Genomic DNA, 21,912 nt, shown 5'->3' with positions numbered 1-21,912 from the left:
ACCTGCATTATCGCTGCCATGATTCCATTTAACAGTCTATTATATATTCCATATAAATACAATTATATTTAAATATAACAAAAAGGAAAATTATAAACGGTTTACCTACTACTTTTATCGGATTCAGGCTAAAAGCACTAGCCCTTATTTTACGTCTGCCTCATTCCAGCTTGATAAATTTGTGATATTTTTAAATTATAACTATATTTATTTAGAAATTGGAGGAATGCATTTCATGAGGAATTGGACTAAGAAAATTAGTGTTAGCCTGGCGGCTAGCCTATTAACGGCGACAATATTGCCCGTCTCGAGCCATACGCTATATGCTGCCGAGATGGATACAGTAGCGACTTTGGAGACCACACCGAGTACGACTGCCAATCTGTCAGCTACAGACACGGCAAATACTGCTTTCCCTGCTGCATTATTCAGCCGATCTGTGCAAAATGATACGTATGCGATTACGACAGCGCGTACGCAGGCGATTGGCAGTACAGTGACCGTACAAGGAGTCGTTACATATCGAGAGGATACAGGCAATAGTTATAGTAACCTGTACATTCAAGATGGAGGAGCAGGCATTGTCATTCGTGGACAGTCACTAACTGCACAGCCCGGAGATACGATTCAGGCATCCGGCAAGCTCGGTGCTTACCAGAAGCTGCTGCAAATCAATGCCACATCGAGCAATGTCCAGATTCTCAGCTCCGGTACGATTCCCGACCCGAAAATGATCGATTCATCCGGCTTTGCTGCCGGAAATCCTAATGAAGCTACACTGGTAAAAGTGTCTCAGGTGCATGTGGACAATGTATCCGGTAATCGGTATACCCTTTCCGATGCAAACGGTATATTTGTTGTGTATACAACCAACGCATGGCTTAAATCAGGCTATACGTATACATCGATCACCGGCGTTATAACACGTTATCAAGATACATATCAACTTGTTCCACGTTCGATAAGCGATTTGGAAGGGAGCACTGAAGCTCCACCTTCCGGGCAACAGCCGTTACAATTAACGATTAATCAAATTCAAGGCACCACGCAAACGTCAACGTATGCCGAGCAGCAAGTACAGGGCGTAGAAGGCATCGTTACGATGGTCAAAAGCCGTACTAGCTTTTATATGCAAATGCCAGATGAACAGGCAGATCGCGATGAACGTACTTCGGAAGGGATTTTAGTCTATCGTTCCTCGCATGGTGTGAAGCCGGGGGATCGCATTACGGTAGACGGAAAGGTAAAAGAATATCGTGAAACAGGCTACGCCGATGCTGCGGATCTGACGACAACTGAGATTGTAGCTTCATCGATTAACGTACTGGCGGAAAATCAGCCACTTCCAGCACCAATCGTGATCGGAGCCGGTGGACGTGCCATTCCAGAGCAAATTGCTTCATCGGATGGTCAAGCAGCCTTTGATCCAACGCGGTATAGCATCGACTTTTACGAAAGTCTGGAAGGCATGCGCGTACAGCTGAACAATGCGGATATTATCGGGCCGTACACGTATGAAATTCCCGTAACGGTGGAAGCGGAGCGTCATACCCGCCGTACACCAGCTGGCGGTCTGATTATTACGGATGGTGATTTCAATTCAGATCGACTGCTAATTGCAAGTAAGCCTGCTCAGCCGATCAAAACTGGCGATCGCTTTGACGGAGCGATTACAGGTATTATGAGCTACAGCTATAGCAATTTTAAAATTTTACCGGACCAGCCGTTACCTGCTATTCAAGATGGAGGCTGGAAGCGCGAGATTTCCCAGCTGCACAATGGACCGGAGCAGCTCACGATCGCTTCATTTAACGTAGAAAATTTCTGGAATGATCCAGCAGCTACCGATAAAACGCAAAAGATTGCTCGTGATGTGGTCGACAATTTGCATACGCCGGACATTCTGGCGCTTATGGAAGTGCAGGACAACAATGGTGCAAAGGACGATGGCACAACCGATGCGAGCGAGAACTTTAAGGCGCTGATCACAGCCATTCAAGCAGCCGGCGGCCCAACGTATCGTTACGCTAGCATTGCGCCGGCAAACAATATGGATGGAGGCGCACCGGGCGGTAATATTCGTGTCGGTTTTCTGTATAATCCAGAGCGTGTCACGCTACCTGTAGCACCAGGTGGTACGGGTGATTCTGTCACTGCCGTCACTTATGGGGCAACAGGCTTAAACGTCAATCCCGGTCGGATCGATCCGAGTAATGTAGCTTTCGAGCATTCGCGTAAGTCACTGGCAGCACAGTTCGTATTTCATGGCCAGTCGGTCATTGTGATTGCGAATCATTTTAACTCCAAAGGCGGAGACCAGGCATTGTATGGCGCAGTACAGCCTCCGGCTCGCAGTAGCGAAATTCAGCGTGCACGTCAGGCAGCGGTATTGAACGATTTTGTCAAAGATACACTGGCTCGCAACAGCAATGCGAATATCGTGCTCGTTGGAGATTTTAACGACTTTCAATTTTCCAATACGTTTACTATTTTAAAAGGCAATCAGTTAACGAATCTGGTCGATACTCTACCTGTGAATGAACGCTATTCGTATGTGTATGAAGGCAATTCGCAAACGCTCGATCATGTGCTGATGACTTCGCAGCTAGCCGCGCGTGCACAGCTTGATATCGTGCATATTAATGCGGACTTTATGGAAGAGGATGGACGTGTAAGCGACCATGATCCACTGCTGACGCGCATCGATTTCACGCCAAAATCAGCTTCGAAGGATAGAGATAAAGATCGCGGTTCCGCCACCACTCCAGTTACCGATCATAACGCAGGCACTAACACAAATGCAGGACAACAGGGGGAAGGAACAACGCCTGTAACATCACCGACTGGTTCAGAAGCTGCTATTCAAAATGGATCGGCCAATGGACAACTGGCTCGCTGGAGCATCACACCGACCTTACAGCAGGAGGGGGATCGTATAACAGCTACAAGTACGATCAATGCTGCAACAGCACAGTGCATGCTGAACAATACCGCAACAACATTGCAGCTGGATTTGCCAGCATCATCGGGGGCAGATCGCTTCCAATTACAATTCCAGCAGGCAGCAGCTACGACATTAACCGGTCAAAATCAACTACAGCGCATTATCGTAAATACGCCGCTCGGACAATACCATCTACCCGCTACATTGTTACAGCAAGCGGCTACGAATGGGCAAACGCTGGAGCTGGATATTGCATCTGATCCTGTAGCACTTGCCAAAGCGAAAACCGATGGCTACAGTCCTTATGCAGCCATCGCCTATACTATCCATACGCTCGCTTCCAACGGTGATAAAACCGCTGTGCGAGAGCTTGGACAATATGTGAAACGTACAATTGCATCCAGCGACATCCAGCCCGGTCAACGTCTGACCGTTGTGCGTGCCGAAGAGAATGGATCAGGTGCAGCGCAATACGTACCGGTACCTTTCTCTATTCAAGCAGGTCAGGTCACATTGCTGAGCAACACCAATAGCAGCTATATCGTACTGCGTGCGACAGAGCCATCTTTTCCCGACATGCAGGGACACTGGGCACAATCGATCGTCCAAAAGCTACGTGACCAGGGCATCATTCAAGGACAAAGCGATACACAATTCGCCCCGGCTACCGGCGTTACACGCGCCGAATTTGCAGCTATGCTAACACGGGCATTAGGAGTATCGGGTCAAACCTATCGTACATCCAATAGGAGTTTCTCCGATGTTCCTGCCTCTGCATGGTATGCGACCGCCGTCCAGACAGCAACCGATGCAGGCTGGATTAAAGGTGACGAACGAGGTCATTTCCGCCCGGATGCACAGATCACCCGTCAGGAAATGGCAGTCATGCTACAGCGCGCATGGAACGAAGTTATGGCAAACCATGACGCCAGTGCGACTGCCAATCGCACAAGCACGCAACGCCTGACCGATACATCATCCATTGCCAACTGGGCACAGCCCGCAGTCAATCAGCTCTATACAGCTGGATTGATCGAAGGCAACGCCAAAGGCCGCTTTGAACCTGCACGTTCACTAAACCGAGCAGAAAGTGCGGCTATCATCAGCCGCTTGATCGACGAAGCCACTCGTCCGTAATCTAATAAGCGTTCTTTTGAATAAAGGTGCTCTATGTGTAAATATACTTTGTGGATGGGCGCAAGGAGATATGAGATCACTGGATAAAAGATGACTTTATGAGAACTATCCAATGAATAAACTGAAATAAATGAATATAGAGGAATAAATAAATGGTGGTAACAGAACAAAAAAGAGCCAGATCTAATCTGCGTAGGCAAAATGCAATTTTTGAATCATTCCTCTTTCGTATTTCAGATGAAATGCTCATTTTTGCGCATTCGGATGAATGGATACGACATACCGTAAGACGAGCAGAATGTATATTATAGTAATCTCAACACGTGGTAACAATACGATTGGGCTAACTATTGCCGTATGCCATAATTGAGAATATTCATACTAAAATGCTGCTCACACAAAAGGCTGTCTCCAATACAGGAGACAGCCTTCTCGTTTATTTATTTGTTTATTTATACTCCCTCACCAGGGCGTATACGCAAACACCTATGATTGTAAGCAGCACTTCACTGCTTCACTACCGCAATCGAAGCTCCAATCCCTAAACTATTCGGATTATTCACACCACGTGGCAAATCAAAATTACTAATATAAAGCGTATTCCTAACAAACGATACACTTGCTGGAAATTCAAGTGGTCCTGTATTGTCATTACGTGCAATATCTGTTACCTGACCCTCCATCGTGACTTTCACAATCGCATTGCGTTCATTCGCAGCGATATACAGTTGCCCATCCGGGCCGAGCGTCAGTCCGTCCGCGCCATATAATAACGGACTTTGCGCGATAACTTCGGCTGCACTGAGCGTTCCATCTGTGCGAACAACAAAACGATTCACCTCGCCTGAGCTTGTATTGCTCGTATAGATCGCGCCATCAGTATCGATTGCGATGCCATTCACTACGATGGGCTGCTCTGCTCGTGCAGCCGTCAGTCCAGTCGCATACGTTTGCACCTGACCGCCTGCCATAACCGCGTACAGGTTACCTGTCGCACCGCCAGTCACATACAATGTATTATCCTGTGCAAACGCAAGTCCATTTGCGCCCGGAACACCGCTAGCAAATGTTTCGACTCTGGAGCCGTCAAATGGCTCTCCCGTTAGATCAGCCGCATTGATTTTGAAAATAACGCCTTCATCGCCTCCGCTGGCAATATACAGATTTCCCGTCGTATCAAGCGTCATACCCGTTCCTGTGCGTGGCAAGACGGTCAATACGGTTGCAGCGCCTGTTGTTGCATCGATGCGATATAATTCTCGTGTATCCATATCGGCGGTAAATATATAACTTTCGTTGGCAACAACGCCTTCAATACGCATACCGGTCGTTTGATCCGGTTTCAGATCAGTTAAAATCGTGACTGGCAATAGATCACCATACGTATTCTCGGTCACATTCCCCGTACTACCTCCTGTAGTGTTTTCCTCTGTACTCATACCTGTATTCGGGCTAGAAGGGGATAGATCATCCTCCGCATTCTTTTTCACCTGAACGATACGAGTGGATGGATTATAGTATACACCGTAACCAAATTGTTGAAAGGTAGAGCGGACGGGAAGAAGCACTTCGCCCGATGTCACTACTAAAGCCGTCGCAGAGGTAGTGGATACATCATCAGTACGTGTGAAAGTCACATTTTTCTCACCAAGACGGAGCGTAAGCCTACCGGTCTGTTCATTCCAGTCAGTTTCAGCTCCCAATTGTCCAGCTATGATCTCATAAGGCACATACAGACGGTGATTGAGTGTAAAGCCCTCCAAGCCAACTGCTTTTCCATCTACCGTCATGTTCATATCGGTTTCCACGGGGGCTGCCTCGCTAACCGAAGGCAAAAATACAAGTCCGCTAGCAAGTATACATGCTGCTAAAGCTTTGTTTTTCATCATCTTGATTTCCCCTTTCCCGTTTGAATGTGGCCCATGAGCCTTTTTCCATATTCCACAGCAACGAGTGCGATTCCTTTACTTTACGTATCGAAAAATGGATAAATCTAAGATATTTTTACTTTTTATGTATATTAATACATGTAAAATAGGCTCATCTACATCTGTAGACTGAGATCAATCATAAATAACTCATTCCACAAGCTGATTTATTTATCGTTAGACTATATTAAAATGAACTCAAGCTACATATTCATGAATGGGAGGGAATTCCATTGAACTACACAAGCATGCCGAATTCTACACTTACACATACATCGCCACAACCAATACAGCAACATAAACATGACGCAGGGACAGACGAACGGATCACTTGCTTTTTCTATACATGGACACCGGAGGGAACAAGTATGGAACAGACGACTGAATGGGACGAACCGATAAGTATGAGCGTGGAGGAACAACAGCGTCAGATCGAGGAAGAGCTGGAATACTTGAACTCGTGGGATCGTGTGCTGGAATGGCTGTAATGGTTGAAAGGTTATTCGAATATGAACTCGTCATTTTACATCATGTGCATTCATAACGGCTTAAAGCGGTTAATGAGTACTATAGCTCCGTAGATGGCAAATGAGTAACTTTTGCGCCGGAGCATCTCGCAGCCCTCGAATGAACGCCTGCTACAGGTTTCATACGTGGTGCGCATAAGGAGGCTATACACATGAACTTTAATTTGAACAATCTCAAGGATATGCTAACTGGCAAAGACGGAAATAAAGAGGGTAGCGGATCATCCGGCGGTATTATGGATATGATTAGCAAGCTGCCACTGGATCAGATCATTCAGAAACTGCCGCTGGATAAGCTACTCACCCCTGAATTTATGCAAAAATACACACCGTTTCAATCGATCGGTGAGCTACTGCAAAAGGCAGGACTCGGTACCAATACCGATTCAGCAGACAAAGTGAAAGAAGTACCTAAAGATCAATTAGATACACATGTCAGTCAAAATACACAGTTTGGCTCACTCCAGCAAATGCTGCAAAAAGCCGCTGAATTTTACGCTGCTCGTAAAGGCGGACAATAAGCGATATTACGGATTTCAGTAGCGTTGAATTCGGTAGGTTGAAATGAAAGTTTTGAGATTATGCAAGCTCCATCGGATACTCGTCGTTTATAGACACCGCTCTTTTACTAGAGCGGTGTTTTTGCTATGATCATCGGCTGAGATATAGGAATATGAATAGAGGTAGAATATGCATCGCTTTGCTGGTAAACTTTTCTGATCAAAGTGAGCATGGTTATTGCGTCCTAGAGGATGTTTTCAAACTTCTCTATAGACTTCTTTACAAACTTTTTACAGGCAATTCATACGGTTTGTTCTCATGAGACAATCACCATACATTAAGGCTGATTTGTAAAGATATGTATGTCACTGTATACGTTTATACACTCTCTTTTAAAGGAATTAAATAGATTGGAATTATTCAGAAGTAATGATCGAAAGTGACCTATTCATTATCCCTTCAATCGTTAATCATTTCTTTTCTAAGCTTTATTTAGTTTACATAATATTTGTTATGGAACTAAAATAGTAAACTTACTTTACACCTTATATAGAAGATCATAAAACATAGAAAATTTGCAATTTTTACTTTGCATCAATCTTCGACAAACTTATATAATAAGTGACAAAACTACAGATCAAGTAGCTTCGCTCCTGCTTTTTATAACAGAAAACGGTCATTTACAACAGATAACAACAAAGCACAAACACATCGCATAGCAAAATGGAACAATAAGGGGGATATTCAGCATGAGTAGCATTACAGTCGAAGAAGCGATGGCCGTTGGCGCTTTAACACGCGCGCGGATGATCGCTGGTTTTAGCGGATTAAAAAATCCGATCGAGCATGTAACCGTACTGGAAATTCCTGATTCCGAGGAATGGTTTAAAGGGCATGAGCTGATTATTACTGCCTTTTATCATATTCGTGATGATGTCGAGCGCCAGCTTGCCTTGCTGGATAAAATGAAGCTGATGCACGCCGCCGCACTGGCTCTCTGCTATCCGGGATTACATTATCATACCTTATCCGAGCAAGTGCTTCAGCGTGCCGAAGCACTGCATATTCCCATTATTGAAATTCCGCGCGATGTACCGTATATCGATATTATTTCGCCAGTTGTACAGGAAATTCAGAAACATCGCTCACTCGAAATTAAGCAAATGCTCGAAATCCAGAACCAGCTTACTGAATGGCTCGCTCAGAAGCTTGATCCTACGAGGATCATTCCTAAAATCGGTATGATCCTCGGTGATCCATTACTGCTTATCGATGAACAGTATCATCAGCTGGCAGCTTATCAAATAAATCTGACTTCGCAGCCAGTTGTTGAAGCCGAATCGATCGTAACGGATAAACATAGTTCAGAGCAGTCTACGGCAACGAATCAAGCTGAGTTAGAACAGGCTATAGCAGAGTTTCATCATCAGGACGATGTCATTCCGATCCAGTCGCTTGCGCTGAATGCAGCGGACACTGAACTGGAAGGACAACATTATATAGTAGAAACGATTCAGTCTGCCGATCGTGTGTATGGCTATCTGTGCGCATGGAGCGAGGAACGAATGCCTCCCTTTAAGGAGATGCTGTATCATTCGGTCGCGGTCAGTCTGGCGCTCTATTTCTCGCAGGAGGATGCAATTCAAAGTGCGGCGCGTGATTATCAGCAGACGATACTGGTCAACTGGCTCAATGGACAGGAGATTACACCGGATCAACTGGAACGAAGCATTCAAGAGATCGGCTATGACCCGAAAGTGTTAACAGGGATGGCGCTGCTTACTGCCTGTAATCGCGAGCAACATGATGAGCTTGCTCGTGAAGTCGAAGATTGGTGCAGAAGCAATCAGATAAGTAACTATAATCATCGACGCTGTATGATCATTCCTCATGGCCATCAGCTTGTATTGCTGCTGGAACACCCAACTGAAAGTGAATCGTTTGAGATAAAATATGACGCTTATTTCGCGGCTATGCACCGTCAGATCAGCGTACAGCATACCGTTATGTATAGTCGTATCCAGCATCATCTGGCAGAGGAAGGAGCAGCGCTGTATCATAGCTTGCAAAATGTGCTTTATTTTCGTCATCGTATAGCTGCTTTACCGGACGTGATCCATGCTGCACGCTTACCGATCTTTCAGCTATTACGTAATAATCGCGCCGCTACCTTATTAAGTCCACTGCGACCTTTATTACAGCCGTTACTTGATTATGATCAGCGGATGAACGCTGATTTTACAGAGACACTGGAATATTTTTTGTTTTATCCAGACCAACAGGATTTGCCAGACGTGCTGCATATTCATCGCAATACACTCAATTATCGTAAGCAGCGAATTATTGAAATTTTAGGGATGAATCCATTTGAAAATCCATACCGGGTGCAGTTTGAATTGGCTGTGCTGGTGCATCATCTGGCATGAATTATGAATTATGAATTATGAATTATAAATTATGAATACAGGAATCGTCATCGTTAGGTTATGATCTCTAAGATAACTTCATGTCAGACTTTATAATGAATATTACTTATTTTGGACATTTTTAAAAATAATTCTGCAAAAAAATAAATTTCGAGTCAGATTATATAACGTAATAGTTCCTTTTTGGTCATTTGAACAATTAAAATGAACATTTTTCAGTCTGAAACCCCATTATCATGGCAGGGATTATACTCTAATATAGGAGCATACCCGGTGCGAACCGGTAATGAGGGAGGGGTTCAGATGAGTCAAACTGGTAATGCAGATGATTTTTCGCTGTCACGGGTGCCTGCTGATCGCAGGGAGTCGATGTTCAGTATTATGCTGGTCCGAATCGGAGCGTTAACGTGCATTTCGCAATTTCTGATCGGTGCAGCGCTAGGCTATGGCATGACCTTATGGGACGCATTCTGGGCCACGATGTTTGGGAGTGTAATTTTGCAGGTCGTCTCGGCGCTACTTGGGATTGCCGGGGCAAAAGAAGGCATGTCGACCAGCCTGCTCGCCCGCTGGTCTGGCTTTGGACAGTATGGCTCCAGTATTATCGGCTTGATCTTCGCCATTTCACTTACCGGCTGGTTTGGGGTACAGAACTCTGTTTTTGCTGAGGGAATTGATGGTGTTACTGGCGGAAAGTTAGGATTTGTCGTGGCTTCTATTATTACGGGGATCGGTACCACATTGCTCGTCTATTTTGGTTTTAAATGGATTAGCTGGACAGCTAAAATTACGGTGCCACTGTTCTTGATCGTAATGGGCATCGGTATCTATCAAGTCCTGAAAAATCATTCGATCGTACAACTCGCTACGATGGCACCTCCAGGCCCATTGATGACGATCGGTGCAGCAACAACGATGGTGGCAGGCGGCTTTATCGTTGGCTGTGTCACTACACCGGATATGACACGCTTTGCTAAGTCCGGACGCGATGTGATCTGGATTACGCTCGTCGGTACATTTCTGGGCGAGTTCGGTGTTAATCTGATTGCTGTATTGATGGCACATGCGGTAGGCAGCGCGGATATTATGTCTATCGTGATGCAATTAACCGGCTTGCTGGGCGGTGCGATTGTCGCTTTTGCCACACTGAAAATCAACGATATGAATCTGTACTCCTCCTCACTCGGTATTACAAACTTTTTGAGTACCATTTTTAAAATCAATATGAACCGCGGTATGCTCACACTCATTCTCGGTGCGCTGGGTACCGTATTATCCATTGTCGGTATTCTCGATAAATTCACTGCTTTTCTTATCATTCTGGGTGTCGCGATTCCGCCTATTGCAGGCATTATGGCGATTGACTATTACATTTTAAAACGATTCCGTCAGGAACTGGATAGCTCGCGAGCACTGGGCGCATTGCCAGAATATTGTGAAAAGTTCAATCCTGTCGCTATCTTCTCCTGGTTAATCGGCTTCGCTGCTGGCTTGTTTATTACATGGGGTGTACAGGCGCTCACGTCCATTATCGTTAGTTCAGTTGTATATTATGTCGGGATGAAGCTGCTCGCACCGAAAAAAGTGCTTGACTTGACGAAGAGCTAAGGTGTGTACGCCAACTCCTATAGATGCAGAATACACTTTACGTTGAAAGGAAATAAGGGAAACGGCGAAATGATAGGACGAAATTTGAGCAGAGGAATCTACATTTTCTTTTACATTCGTAGATTTCTCTGCGACACTGGAGTCTATCCTCTTATTCCTTCGCGGAGCAGTGCATATTCTAAATTCTACAATCTATGTTTGCCTACACATCCAACACCGAAGGGAGACGACATTCATGAGAGGGATTACCGAAGAAGATATCGAAAATCTGGCAGTCGGAGCTGCACTACTAGGAACAGGTGGCGGTGGCGACCCGTATCTGGGCAAGCTGATGGTGCAAAAATGTATTCGTGAACATGGGCCGATTCAAATGATCGATCCATCCGAGCTACCGGATGATGCATGGGTCATTCCGACGGCGATGATGGGTGCGCCGACCATTATGATGGAAAAAATACCAAATGGCGATGAAGCGCTCAAATCAATGCGTTTACTGGAGGAAAAAGCAGGCATTACCGCTTTTGCGACGATGCCCATCGAATGTGGTGGCTTGAACTCCACCGTTCCCTTTGTCGTCGCTTCTAAAGCGGGTATTCCGCTTGTAGATGCAGACGGGATGGGACGCGCTTTTCCTGAACTACAAATGGAGACATTTCATATTTACGGCATCTCAGGTACGCCGATGGCACTGCACAATGAACGTGGCGATCGTGTAATGCTGGAAACACTGGATAATCACATGCTTGAACATATTTCGCGTGGTATTGCTGTACGTATGGGCGGTGCTGCCCATGTCGCTGAGTATATGATGAATGGGGCAGATGTGAAGCGTACATCCATTCATGGCACGATGACGCTCTGTATGGAGCTAGGGCGGGCGATACGTGAATCGCAGACAACGAAGCGTGATCCGATTGAAGCGATTAAGGAAGTGACCCGCCAATCGATCTATGGTGAAGCGCTCGTTATTTTCCGTGGCAAAATTACCGATATTGAACGTCAGTCGACAGATGGATTCGTTCGCGGTAAAGCACGGGTATCCGGTATGGATGCGTATGAAGGTCAAGAACTGCGTGTCGATTTTCAAAATGAGAATCTGTGCGCGATGATTGATGGAGAGTTGCAAGCGATGGTGCCGGATTTGATCACCTTTCTTGATCAAGAGACCGGCATGCCCATCACAACCGAATCAATTAAATACGGCTTTCGCGTCATCTGTCTGGCGATTCCGACACCGGATATTATGCGCAGTGAAGCGGCACTCGACGTATGGGGACCACGTTATTTTGGCTATGATACCGATTATGAGCCGGTGGAGTGTATTCAGCAGAGAAGAGGTGAGCAGCATGTATAAAATCGGCATCGACGTAGGCGGCACCAATACGGACGCAGTCATGATGAACGAACAGCAGCAGGTCATCGCGAATGTCAAAGCACCCACGACACAGGATGTAGAATCCGGTATTTATGATGCGCTTGACCGCATTCTCAAGCAATCTGCGATTGATCCACGGCGCATTTCCTCCGTTATGCTCGGCACGACTCATGCTACGAACGCGATTATTGAGCGCAGTCGGCTAGCAAAGATCGCCTGTGTGCGCATTTGTCTACCGGCAGGAACGTCAGTCGAACCGATGTTCACCTGGGATGCATCACTTAAGGCAGCAGCTGGAAGCGATTATTACTATGTGCATGGCGGCTGTGAATCGAATGGACGACCACTGGCGGCAAAAAGTCTGGATCGCGACGAATGCATGCATGTGCTGAAGCAGATTCAAACTTCCGGCGTAGAGTCGATTGCCGTCACTTCGATCTTCTCTCCGGTGCTCGCTTCGTACGAGGAGCAATTTGCACAGTGGGCAGTCGAAGTGCTGGGAGAGAATTTTCCAGTGACGATCTCGTCAGAAATTGGCAGTCTCGGTTTACTGGAACGGGAAAACTCCGCTGCGCTAAATGCGGCGCTCGTCAAGGTAGCGTCTGCTGTGTCGGGCGGACTTGAAATGGCGCTCAAGCGTTATGGCATTGAAGCCCAGATTTATTTTGCTCAAAATGACGGTACATTAATGACGCTGGAATATGCTCGCAAATACCCCATTCTTACGATCGGTTCGGGACCGACCAACAGTATTCGTGGAGCGGCAGAGCTGAGTGGATTGAAAGATTGTATCATTTGCGATATCGGTGGCACGACAACCGACATCGGTATTCTGGTCAACGGTTTTCCACGTGAATCAAGTGTAGCAGTCACACTGGGTGGGGTACGCACGAACTTCCGGATGCCGGATATCGTATCGATTGGTATCGGCGGCGGTAGCATCGTACGACAGACCGAAGAGGGCGTTACGGTTGGGCCAGATAGTGTAGGCTATAATATTGTACGCGATAGTATCGCATTTGGTGGCGATGTGTTAACAGCAACCGATTGTCTGCTTGCTTCTGGACAGGTAGTGATCGATCACCCGGATTGCGATCAGTCACGTCTTGAAAAAGTTCCACCATACGTATGGCAACAAGCGATTGCGTACATTAATGATCGAGTGCAAACGGCGATTGATCAGATTAAGACGAGTGCAGCCGATGTACCGGTTGTGCTTGTAGGTGGCGGTGCGATTCTGATTCCAGGCGGTATCGATGGTGCTTCTGAGGTCATTCGTCCCCAGCATTCCGGCTGTGCGAACGCGCTTGGAGCTGCAATTGCGCAGGTGAGTGGAGATATCGATAAAATGTTCTCGATGGCTGGTCGTAAACGTGAGCTTGTGCTGGAGGAAGCGGCAAATGAAGCGAAGCAGAAGGCCATTGATGCTGGAGCTGATCCAGCAACCGTAGAGCTGATCGATCTGGAAGAATTGCCTATGGCTTATGTAACATCGGAGTTTGTACGAATCAAAGCAAAAGCAGCAGGAGCGATGAAAGCGATGTCTGCTGTGTGATGCAATGATCGCTCATCGTTTACCTTTAAGCACAAGTATAGCGTTAAATAAGAACAATCCCTATCATACACATCATGTGATAAAAACCGTCTATACAATAAACCCCCATACGATCCTTCCAATATAGAAGGACAGCATGGGGGTTTTATTTATAGGATGACTTCTATTGAGATACTGCTTGCCATCATAAAACAATCTACAACGAGACATGATCCCAACCGAGTTTTATGTTATATATTCATTATCTCTATCGCATTATGATCTTCAACCATTGCCGTATCTAAAATAGAACGTTGAATCCTAAATAGCTTAAATACCGTCACGCAGGAATGCATTGGCTAGAATCAATGCCCCTTTTTTCGCCTGTGTATCTGCCAGCACATTCAGCATCATAAAGTCGTGAATAATGCCGCCAAAGCGAGCTTCGGTTACGGTAACGCCTGCTTCGCGTAATTTTGCTGCATATTCTTCCCCTTCATCGCGCAGAACGTCCGCTTCACCTGTAATTACAAGCGCCTCAGGCAAGCCTTGCAGCTGCTCGGTAGTTGCACGCAGTGGAGAAGCTGTAACTTGTGCACGTTCGGATTCATCGGTTGTGTATTGATCCCAGAACCATTTCATTCCTTCTTTGGCGAGGAAGAAACCTTCGGCAAAACGATCATACGAACCGGTATCAAAGTTGGCGTCTGTTACTGGATAGAACAGCAGTTGCTTCGCGATCGTTGGGCCACTACGTTCTTTAGCCATCAGCGTCATCGCAGCGGTCATGTTACCACCTACGCTATCGCCGCCAACATACAGGCGAGACGTATCAAAGCCTTGCTCACTACCTTGCTCCGAAATCCATTCCAGCACGGCGTAGATTTCTTCAATCGCGATAGGATAGCGATTTTCAGGAGACAGGCTATATTCAGGGAATACGACCGCAACCTCACTACCTACTGTCAACTCACGAATAAGGCGATCGTGGGTATGAGAATTACCGAATACCCAGCCTGCGCCATGAATGTATAGCAATACCGGAAGCTGTGCCGGCGCGTTTTTCGGACGCAAAATACGAATAGCAACTTCGCCCTTTGGACCGATCGGCAATGTCAGATCTTCTATGTCTACATCTGGCTTTTCGATATCACCAGATTGTACTTCGTTTACTGTTTCGCGACCTTTTTCTGGGCCAAGCTGATACAAGAAAGGGGGTTTAGCGTTATCATCGGCGAATTTCTGTGCTGCGGGTTCCAATACAATTCTTTTCTCTTTGCTCATTGTAATGCCTCCTAATGAAAAGTAGATAGATCATCGTAATCTGATACAAAGAACTCGAACATTCATGCCTCAGAATAGAAGCTATGACTTGACAATTGGGCACCATATTCAGCACTAATCTTGTACGTTTAACAGGCGACATGAATAGTCTATGCTAGATGCCTAAACATTTTGTTAGCATACAAAGTCACACAAGGTAGCTTCGTCAATTAGTTATAAACGAATTTCTACTTCCTAAAACATCTCGCTCGGCCACATCCTACACGTCACGACAAAAGAGACTGAACGATCACCTCCTTTCAATTAATTCGTATACAAATTAATTTTATAAAACTTAATAATTGCATCTTAGCACAGACGAACTCCATACGCAACCGTTGTTACGATGCAATTCGGAGAGCCATTCTGTTATACTTTGATTCATGATGAGAATCTCGAACAGGAAAGAAGACTATGCTTATGAATAGATATGATGGAACTCAGCCTCCATATCGTCGCGGATCAGCACATACGGTCACTAGAAAAGTCGGCGACGCTACTGACGAATCTACACAACCAACTTCATTTTTCGATATGGACGAAGACATAAATACGCTACAACCATATAGCGAAGAGCTTGAAGCATTTGAAGATTGGATGAAGGATGCGGGCTATACCGCATATACACGCCGCTCTTATTTACATGATATTCATGAGTTTCTCCAATCTCATTCGGTGCAGGGCAAGTCACTGGATGAGCTGAAAAAGAGACATGTATTGTCTTATTTGAGCAGCGCCCGCTCGCGTGGCGTAAGTGATTCCACGCGTAATCGGAAACATGCGGCGGTTAGTTGCTTTTTCAAGGCGTTAATCGAAATGGAGCTGGCCGAGCATAATCCGGCGGCAGGTATCAAAAAAGCCAAAACCGAGCAAAACAAGGAACCTCTATACCTGGACGAGTCGACATTATCGAATTTCTTCAAGTCGATCGATGGTAAATACCGCACACGTAATCTTACGATTTTCTTGCTGATGGCGTATATGGGGCTACGCGTAGGTGAGGTTCATTTGCTCAATGTACAGGATTACAACGCAGAGCGGAGAACATTGCAAGTATTCGGAAAAGGGCGCAAATGGCGAACACTTCCGGTACCCGAAGCGGTAGCCGGTATGCTTATCCAGTCGATTGAAGAGCGTCTTACGCCGTGGCGCGATGGAGAGCAGGCGTTGTTCATTTCGCAAAAAGGAACCCGGTTATCGATCCGCAATATTCAGCAGATTGCCGCCGATACATTTGATCGTTTTCAGAGCGATATAGAGCCTGCTCGGAGACTGCCCTATTCAAGTCACAAGCTACGCCATTCGTTTGCAACGATGCTATTGCGTCAGGGAACGGATCTACGAACCGTACAGGAGCTGCTCGGTCACTCTTCCATTCAAACGACGATCATCTACACCCATGTACGCAATCGGGAAAAGGAGGAAGCGATTTCCAAATTGCAAGTACAACTGCCCGATTCGCCCCCAATTTCAGCAGAGGAGGATGGTTATGCTTGAGCTACATGATCCATTGTGGAGCGAACTGGATACCGCATTTGGCAAAGGGGATGAGGTGCCTGAATTAATCGAATCGTTACTGCACGACTATGATGAAGATACCTTTCAGGAACTAATCGAATTATTGCTGCATCAATATACGATCTATGCAGCTACCGTAGCTGCTGTACCTTACCTGGTACAAATGGCTGAGACATCACCTTTGCCCGTGCGAACGGAATTGTATATTACATGTGGCATGATGGTGTTAGGTTATGCCGCTCAAGCTACCACTATAGCGAAGACGATCGCGAGCGAACAGTGGGAACCGTTACAACGAGCTTATACGGACGCATTAAAGCGGATGAACACTCTGCATGACTCGGTACTACAATATGCCAGAGCGCACATTCATGATCCATCTGAGCAGGAATATATACTTGCAGCATGGCTTGCTTACGGTCATCACGATGCACTGGCAGAGCTGTTCCTCCACCATACGGGCGAACAAGAATATGAAGGCACCTGTCCGGCATGTGAGCAATACTTCTATGTCGTTGTATCCGATGATGGGGCGATAACACTATCTCCCGATGATCCTGTATTTATACAAAATGCCAAACATACGGAAGTTATGCCAGCCCCAGTGCCATCAGCTGGAGCATGGGGCGCTTTACGATTCGCAGCAGAACAAATTGAAGCAAAGTCTCTGCTTGGGCGACTTTCCTATATGACAGGCACAGGCACATGTCCGCATTGTCAGGAAACGATATCGGTTGCCGATGCACTTTGCTAAAACCATGTAGCGGTGGCAGGCATGAAGTGCAGTTTGAAGGCTGTACATAAAATACGCCAACGGCGATAAACACAATTACTCAACATTGTGAATCGGTTAGGAAATGTTCACACTCGCCATGAACAGTATGAAATCTGCCCATAGCACATAGGTAAAATTAAAAAGCTGTCGACGTATGCAATCCATGCATGTCGACAGCTTTTGTTATAAAAACGTATCAAAATTATTATTTTGTCAAAAAAGCACAATAATTTCGTGAAAATTGTGTATATTATCCTATAGCGATAATGAGCTGTGGAAGCTTTAGTATCACTCTCGAAAAAAATAATGCAATAATTTAACGCGTCAAAGTGTAGGATTGTGTAGTTTTTTATAGGTGACGATTAACATAAGTGAATAATGTAAATATACCTTACAGGAAGAAAGGATTTGTTATATGAGCAACCTGAAACCTAATACTTCACTGTTTCGGCGCAAGCCGATTGCCCCTGCTGAGGGGAACCTGAAACGTGTACTAGGACCGATCGACCTGACTACGCTTGGTGTAGGCGCGATTATCGGGACGGGGATTTTTGTACTGACAGGGGTGGCGGCAGCTAAATATGCTGGCCCAGGTCTAGTATTATCCTTCCTGCTCGCAGGTCTGGTATGTGCCTTTGCTGCACTGTGTTACTCGGAGTTTGCGTCTTCTGTACCTGCATCCGGTAGTGCATACACGTACAGCTATACAACGTTTGGTGAGATCATCGCCTGGATTCTGGGCTGGGATCTGATTTTGGAATACGGGTTTGCCAGTGCGGCGGTCGCCAGTGGCTGGTCTGGATACTTCCAGAGCTTGATTGCTGGATTTGGCATTCATTTACCGACCGCATTAACGAGTGCCTTTAACCCTGCGAAGGGAACTTATTTTGATATTACAGCGTCTGCTATTACGTTACTGATTGCACTTCTATTGACACGTGGTGTCAAAGAAGCAACACGTGCGAATGGCGTGATGGTAGCGATCAAGTTGATCGTTGTACTCGTATTTATCGCCGTGGGCGTATTTTATGTACAGCCTTCGAACTGGACTCCATTCCTGCCATTTGGCTGGGGCGGCGTAACCGCAGGGGCAGCAACCGTCTTCTTTGCTTACATCGGCTTTGATGCTGTATCGACAGCAGCGGAAGAAGTCAAACGTCCGCAACGCGATCTGCCAATCGGTATTATTGCTTCGCTGGCGATCTGTACGGTACTGTACATCGTCGTTTCTTTAATTCTGACAGGTATTGTGCCTTACAACCTGTTGAATGTTAGTGATCCAGTTGCGTTTGCACTGCAATACATTCAAATGAATGGCCTTGCTTCACTAATTTCTTTAGGTGCAATTACAGGGATTACAACCGTCTTGCTCGTTATGATGTACGGTCAAAGCCGTCTGCTATACTCCATGTCACGTGATGGCCTGCTGTCGCCTGTATTTTCGAAAATTAGCGGCAAAAGCCAGACTCCAGCAACAGGTACATGGGTAGCAAGTATCGTGATCGCGTTCTTCGCCGGCTTTATTCCACTCGGTAGCCTGGCAGAGCTGACGAACATCGGTACATTGTTCGCCTTTACCGTTGTTAGTATCGGTGTGATCGTACTACGTCGTACACAACCTGATCTGAAAAGAGGCTTCCGCGTACCCTTCGTACCGGTATTGCCGATTCTAAGCGCACTCGGCTGTGTATACTTGATGCTTCAACTTCAAGCACTAACATGGGTAACGTTCTTTATCTGGCTGGCGATTGGTCTGATCATCTACTTCGCTTATGGTCGTCGTCACAGTTTGCTGAATCGTAGTTAATTATTTCGAGCGTGACATCACAATCTAACTCAACGAACTGCGCAACAATTGAATCTGGTCATGCGCTATTCGTATTTCGATGCGTGATGAACACTATTTCTTCATTTGTTCAGCGATCTGTACATGCCATTATCACGTATTCTCGCAGATATGGAAAAGCAGGGCGTGTCCATCAATACAGAATACACATTATACACATCGTAGTTCGTTCAGTTGCAGTTAGCTTTGTAGCATATAAGCTACGCACAAGCGCGTCTGTTCCCAATAGGGGAAGGGCGCGCTTATTTTTTTGCAGTGATGTATGGATGGGTTGATGTATGGATTAAAATCAGTTTATCCGTTTTCGAAATGTTGTGCACAGAACAGCAGAACAGTACAAGCAACCATAATCCTATCCATGTAAAAAAGCATTGCTTCTCTAATTAATATGCAATATATTGGTTTTAACGAAATTATCAAGTTGCTGAATTTATTGATTTACTGAAATTATTGACTGTATTAAAGCATTCCGAAGGAGAGGAATTTATGTCGCACACTGGAATCCAAAAAATCAACCGTACTTCATTGCGCGATCAGGTATATACTGCGCTACGACAAAGCATTGTCACGCTGGAGCTTGCACCAGAGCAAAAGCTAAACGATACCGAACTTGCAGCCCATTTTGGTGTGAGTCGTACCCCTGTACGCGAAGCGCTGAAACGGTTGGAAGATGAGGGATTGATTGAATCCTTTCCCGGCGCGATTACACGAATTGCACCATTGTACAATGATGCGGCACGCCATGCTTTTCCAGTCGCGGCGGCTCTGCATGCACTGGCCACACGCCTCGCTGTACCTCATCTTCATGAGCAGCATTGGCATGAATTGGAGCAAGCTAATGCGAAGTTAATTCAGGCGCTACAGCAGCAAAATGCGCTGGCAGCGATTGAAGCAGATGACGAGTTTCATCGCATATTCGTGCAAGCCTGTGCCAATCCAGAGCTGGAGAAAGCCCTCCGATCGGTCATGTCCAAAATTAGACGATTAGAACTCGCCAAGTTCAGCCGTATCGATCATACGCATTCACCGGAGGATCATAAGCGTATTATCGCTGCTTGTCAGCAAGGTGATGCCGTGCTGGCTGCGGCTGAAATGGAACACAACTGGCTTAGTCTGGCAGAATGGCTAGAACTGGAATTGCAGAAAGCTTCACCATCGGATGCTACAGCCAGCGAGAGTATTGCTGAAGATGACCAACCTCATCAGACGAACAAGCAACCCTCGACTACTAACACTAAGCAAGAAAGCACCAATTCATTATGAAAGCCGTCTGGATTGGCGTAGCGGCATCGTTCTTCTTCGCTTCTAGCTTTGTGTTGAATCGGTTGATGGAAGTCGATGGTGGATACTGGGTATGGAGCGGGGCATTACGTTACTTTTTTATGGTGCCATTGTTAGGCATGCTGGTCGTCGTACGCAAAGAGCTAACGCCTGTATGGAGAGAGTTACGTCAGCAACCGCTACAATGGCTCGTATGGAGTACGTTCGGATTTGGACTGTTCTATGCTCCATTATGTGCATCAGCGATATTTGCCCCTGCCTGGTTAACGGCAGCTGGCTTTCAATTAACGATCGTCGTGGGCATGCTACTGTCTCCCCTATTTTTCTTTACCTCTACAGGGCCGAATGGAGCCGTACGTCAACGTGGACGTATTCCGCGTAGTGCACTAATGATTGCACTCATTATGCTTGCAGGTATTGGCTTGATGCAGCTGGAGCAGGCGCAGACTGGAGCGGGAAGCTGGCAAGGTATCGTCTTGATCGTCATCGCTGCTATCGCTTATCCACTGGGCAATCGTAAAATGATGGAAGTATGCGATGGGCGGCTGAATGCCTTCCAGCGCACATTAGGCATGAGTATTGCGAGTTTACCCTTCTGGCTCGTACTGTCGTGGTTTGGCTGGTGGCAGGAGGGCGGACCGTCTGGAGGACAGATTGGACAATCGTTTCTAGTGGCACTCTTTTCCGGTGTGATTGCTACGGTGCTGTTTTTCGGTGCTACCGATCAGGCACGCAGCCACCCGGCACGCCTCGCTGCTGTAGAAGCAACGCAGGCGCTAGAAGTCGTGTTTACACTTCTGGGTGAGTGGATTTTGCTTGGTATTACGCTCACTTCTGTAGGGATGTGGTGTGGTATGGTGCTGGTCGTGGGTGGAGTGATTATGAACGCCTGGCTATCGATGCGTCAACCGGGAGCAAGCGGTAGGCGACAGAGACGCAATCGTGCCGATACGAATATACTTCATTAGAAAACACCAGAAAAACTAAAAAACCGAAAAATATTGGAATATGATAGAAAGCACTGCTTTAAACGAAACAGGCACATCAAACGAAATAGGTGCATCCTATTTTAGAAAACGAGTACATTACATTTCATCAAATAAGCATGTCGAACGCAATGATGATGTTTTAAACGAAACTGGAAATGAGACCATCGAGCGAGAGTATGAATAGCGACAGCATCAATATT

At 46.1% G+C, this 21,912-nt stretch carries 14 protein-coding genes; 12 read left to right on the top strand and 2 right to left on the bottom strand.

Annotated features, from left to right (window positions below):
* Positions 1-235: 235 nt before the first annotated feature.
* Complete coding sequence (locus tag AAHF22_RS05225) at positions 236-4,081, top strand: S-layer homology domain-containing protein (protein ID WP_347323908.1); 3,846 nt, start codon at positions 236-238, stop codon at positions 4,079-4,081.
* A 506-nt stretch (positions 4,082-4,587) separates the two neighbouring features.
* Here the strand turns inward: AAHF22_RS05225 and AAHF22_RS05220 are convergent.
* The gene (locus tag AAHF22_RS05220; protein ID WP_347323907.1) at positions 4,588-5,970 is read right to left on the bottom strand and encodes a stalk domain-containing protein; all 1,383 of its coding nucleotides are present in this window, start codon (positions 5,968-5,970) and stop codon (positions 4,588-4,590) included.
* A gap of 272 nt (positions 5,971-6,242) precedes the next feature.
* Here AAHF22_RS05220 and AAHF22_RS05215 point away from each other — a divergent pair, with 272 nt between their 5' ends.
* The 6 genes from AAHF22_RS05215 (at position 6,243) to AAHF22_RS05190 (ending at position 14,001) form a co-directional block, all read left to right on the top strand.
* Entirely contained in the window at positions 6,243-6,497 is a 255-nt protein-coding gene (locus AAHF22_RS05215) for a hypothetical protein (protein WP_347323906.1), read from the top strand.
* A 191-nt stretch (positions 6,498-6,688) separates the two neighbouring features.
* Positions 6,689-7,057, top strand: coding sequence for a hypothetical protein (locus AAHF22_RS05210; RefSeq protein WP_347323904.1), 369 nt, complete (start codon positions 6,689-6,691; stop codon positions 7,055-7,057).
* Positions 7,058-7,786: 729 nt separating this feature from the next.
* Positions 7,787-9,463, top strand: a complete 1,677-nt coding sequence (locus AAHF22_RS05205; protein WP_347323903.1) for a PucR family transcriptional regulator — start codon at positions 7,787-7,789, stop codon at positions 9,461-9,463.
* A gap of 303 nt (positions 9,464-9,766) precedes the next feature.
* Positions 9,767-11,071 (top strand): purine-cytosine permease family protein, encoded by a 1,305-nt coding sequence (locus AAHF22_RS05200; RefSeq protein WP_347323902.1) that lies wholly within the window; start codon positions 9,767-9,769, stop codon positions 11,069-11,071.
* 235 nt (positions 11,072-11,306) lie between these two features.
* Positions 11,307-12,425 carry an S-methyl thiohydantoin desulfurase family protein gene (locus AAHF22_RS05195; RefSeq protein WP_347323901.1) on the top strand — a complete coding sequence of 373 codons (1,119 nt, stop codon included), beginning with the start codon at positions 11,307-11,309 and terminating at the stop codon, positions 12,423-12,425.
* Entirely contained in the window at positions 12,418-14,001 is a 1,584-nt protein-coding gene (locus AAHF22_RS05190; RefSeq protein WP_347323900.1) for a hydantoinase/oxoprolinase family protein, read from the top strand. Before AAHF22_RS05195 ends, AAHF22_RS05190 begins: the two co-directional genes overlap by 8 nt.
* 309 nt (positions 14,002-14,310) lie before the next feature.
* Here AAHF22_RS05190 and AAHF22_RS05185 read toward each other — a convergent pair whose 3' ends face one another.
* Positions 14,311-15,264 (bottom strand): alpha/beta hydrolase, encoded by a 954-nt coding sequence (locus AAHF22_RS05185; RefSeq protein WP_347323899.1) that lies wholly within the window; start codon positions 15,262-15,264, stop codon positions 14,311-14,313.
* Between the two features lie 573 nt (positions 15,265-15,837).
* Here AAHF22_RS05185 and AAHF22_RS05180 point away from each other — a divergent pair.
* From AAHF22_RS05180 to AAHF22_RS05160, 5 genes are all read left to right on the top strand, one after another.
* Entirely contained in the window at positions 15,838-16,800 is a 963-nt protein-coding gene (locus AAHF22_RS05180; protein ID WP_347324112.1) for a tyrosine-type recombinase/integrase, read from the top strand.
* A complete protein-coding gene (locus tag AAHF22_RS05175; RefSeq protein ID WP_347323898.1) occupies positions 16,793-17,575 on the top strand; it encodes a hypothetical protein in 783 nt (260 codons plus the stop codon). Before AAHF22_RS05180 ends, AAHF22_RS05175 begins: the two co-directional genes overlap by 8 nt.
* Before the next feature lie 436 nt (positions 17,576-18,011).
* Positions 18,012-19,403, top strand: coding sequence for a branched-chain amino acid transporter BcaP (bcaP, locus tag AAHF22_RS05170; RefSeq protein ID WP_347323897.1), 1,392 nt, complete (start codon positions 18,012-18,014; stop codon positions 19,401-19,403).
* 525 nt (positions 19,404-19,928) lie between these two features.
* Positions 19,929-20,705: a GntR family transcriptional regulator gene (locus AAHF22_RS05165; RefSeq protein ID WP_347323896.1), complete on the top strand. Its 777-nt coding sequence runs from the start codon at positions 19,929-19,931 to the stop codon at positions 20,703-20,705.
* Entirely contained in the window at positions 20,702-21,691 is a 990-nt protein-coding gene (locus AAHF22_RS05160) for a DMT family transporter (protein ID WP_347323895.1), read from the top strand. The genes AAHF22_RS05165 and AAHF22_RS05160 overlap by 4 nt, the downstream gene beginning before the upstream one ends.
* Positions 21,692-21,912 lie beyond the last annotated feature (221 nt).

The organism is Paenibacillus wenxiniae, assembly GCF_039822605.1.
Lineage (GTDB): Bacteria > Bacillota > Bacilli > Paenibacillales > Paenibacillaceae > Saccharibacillus > Saccharibacillus wenxiniae.
Note: the sequence above shows the minus strand (reverse complement) of the source record. Positions and strands in the feature narration are given on the sequence as shown.

Coding starts and splice junctions, on each gene's coding strand:
- bcaP (WP_347323897.1), top strand. CDS start 18,012: ATGAGCAACCTGAAACCTAATACTTCACTGTTTCGGCGCAAGCCGATT.
- AAHF22_RS05180 (WP_347324112.1), top strand. CDS start 15,838: ATGGACGAAGACATAAATACGCTACAACCATATAGCGAAGAGCTTGAA.
- AAHF22_RS05165 (WP_347323896.1), top strand. CDS start 19,929: ATGTCGCACACTGGAATCCAAAAAATCAACCGTACTTCATTGCGCGAT.
- AAHF22_RS05190 (WP_347323900.1), top strand. CDS start 12,418: ATGTATAAAATCGGCATCGACGTAGGCGGCACCAATACGGACGCAGTC.
- AAHF22_RS05175 (WP_347323898.1), top strand. CDS start 16,793: ATGCTTGAGCTACATGATCCATTGTGGAGCGAACTGGATACCGCATTT.
- AAHF22_RS05225 (WP_347323908.1), top strand. CDS start 236: ATGAGGAATTGGACTAAGAAAATTAGTGTTAGCCTGGCGGCTAGCCTA.
- AAHF22_RS05195 (WP_347323901.1), top strand. CDS start 11,307: ATGAGAGGGATTACCGAAGAAGATATCGAAAATCTGGCAGTCGGAGCT.
- AAHF22_RS05220 (WP_347323907.1), bottom strand. CDS start 5,970: ATGATGAAAAACAAAGCTTTAGCAGCATGTATACTTGCTAGCGGACTT.
- AAHF22_RS05210 (WP_347323904.1), top strand. CDS start 6,689: ATGAACTTTAATTTGAACAATCTCAAGGATATGCTAACTGGCAAAGAC.
- AAHF22_RS05185 (WP_347323899.1), bottom strand. CDS start 15,264: ATGAGCAAAGAGAAAAGAATTGTATTGGAACCCGCAGCACAGAAATTC.
- AAHF22_RS05205 (WP_347323903.1), top strand. CDS start 7,787: ATGAGTAGCATTACAGTCGAAGAAGCGATGGCCGTTGGCGCTTTAACA.
- AAHF22_RS05160 (WP_347323895.1), top strand. CDS start 20,702: ATGAAAGCCGTCTGGATTGGCGTAGCGGCATCGTTCTTCTTCGCTTCT.
- AAHF22_RS05200 (WP_347323902.1), top strand. CDS start 9,767: ATGAGTCAAACTGGTAATGCAGATGATTTTTCGCTGTCACGGGTGCCT.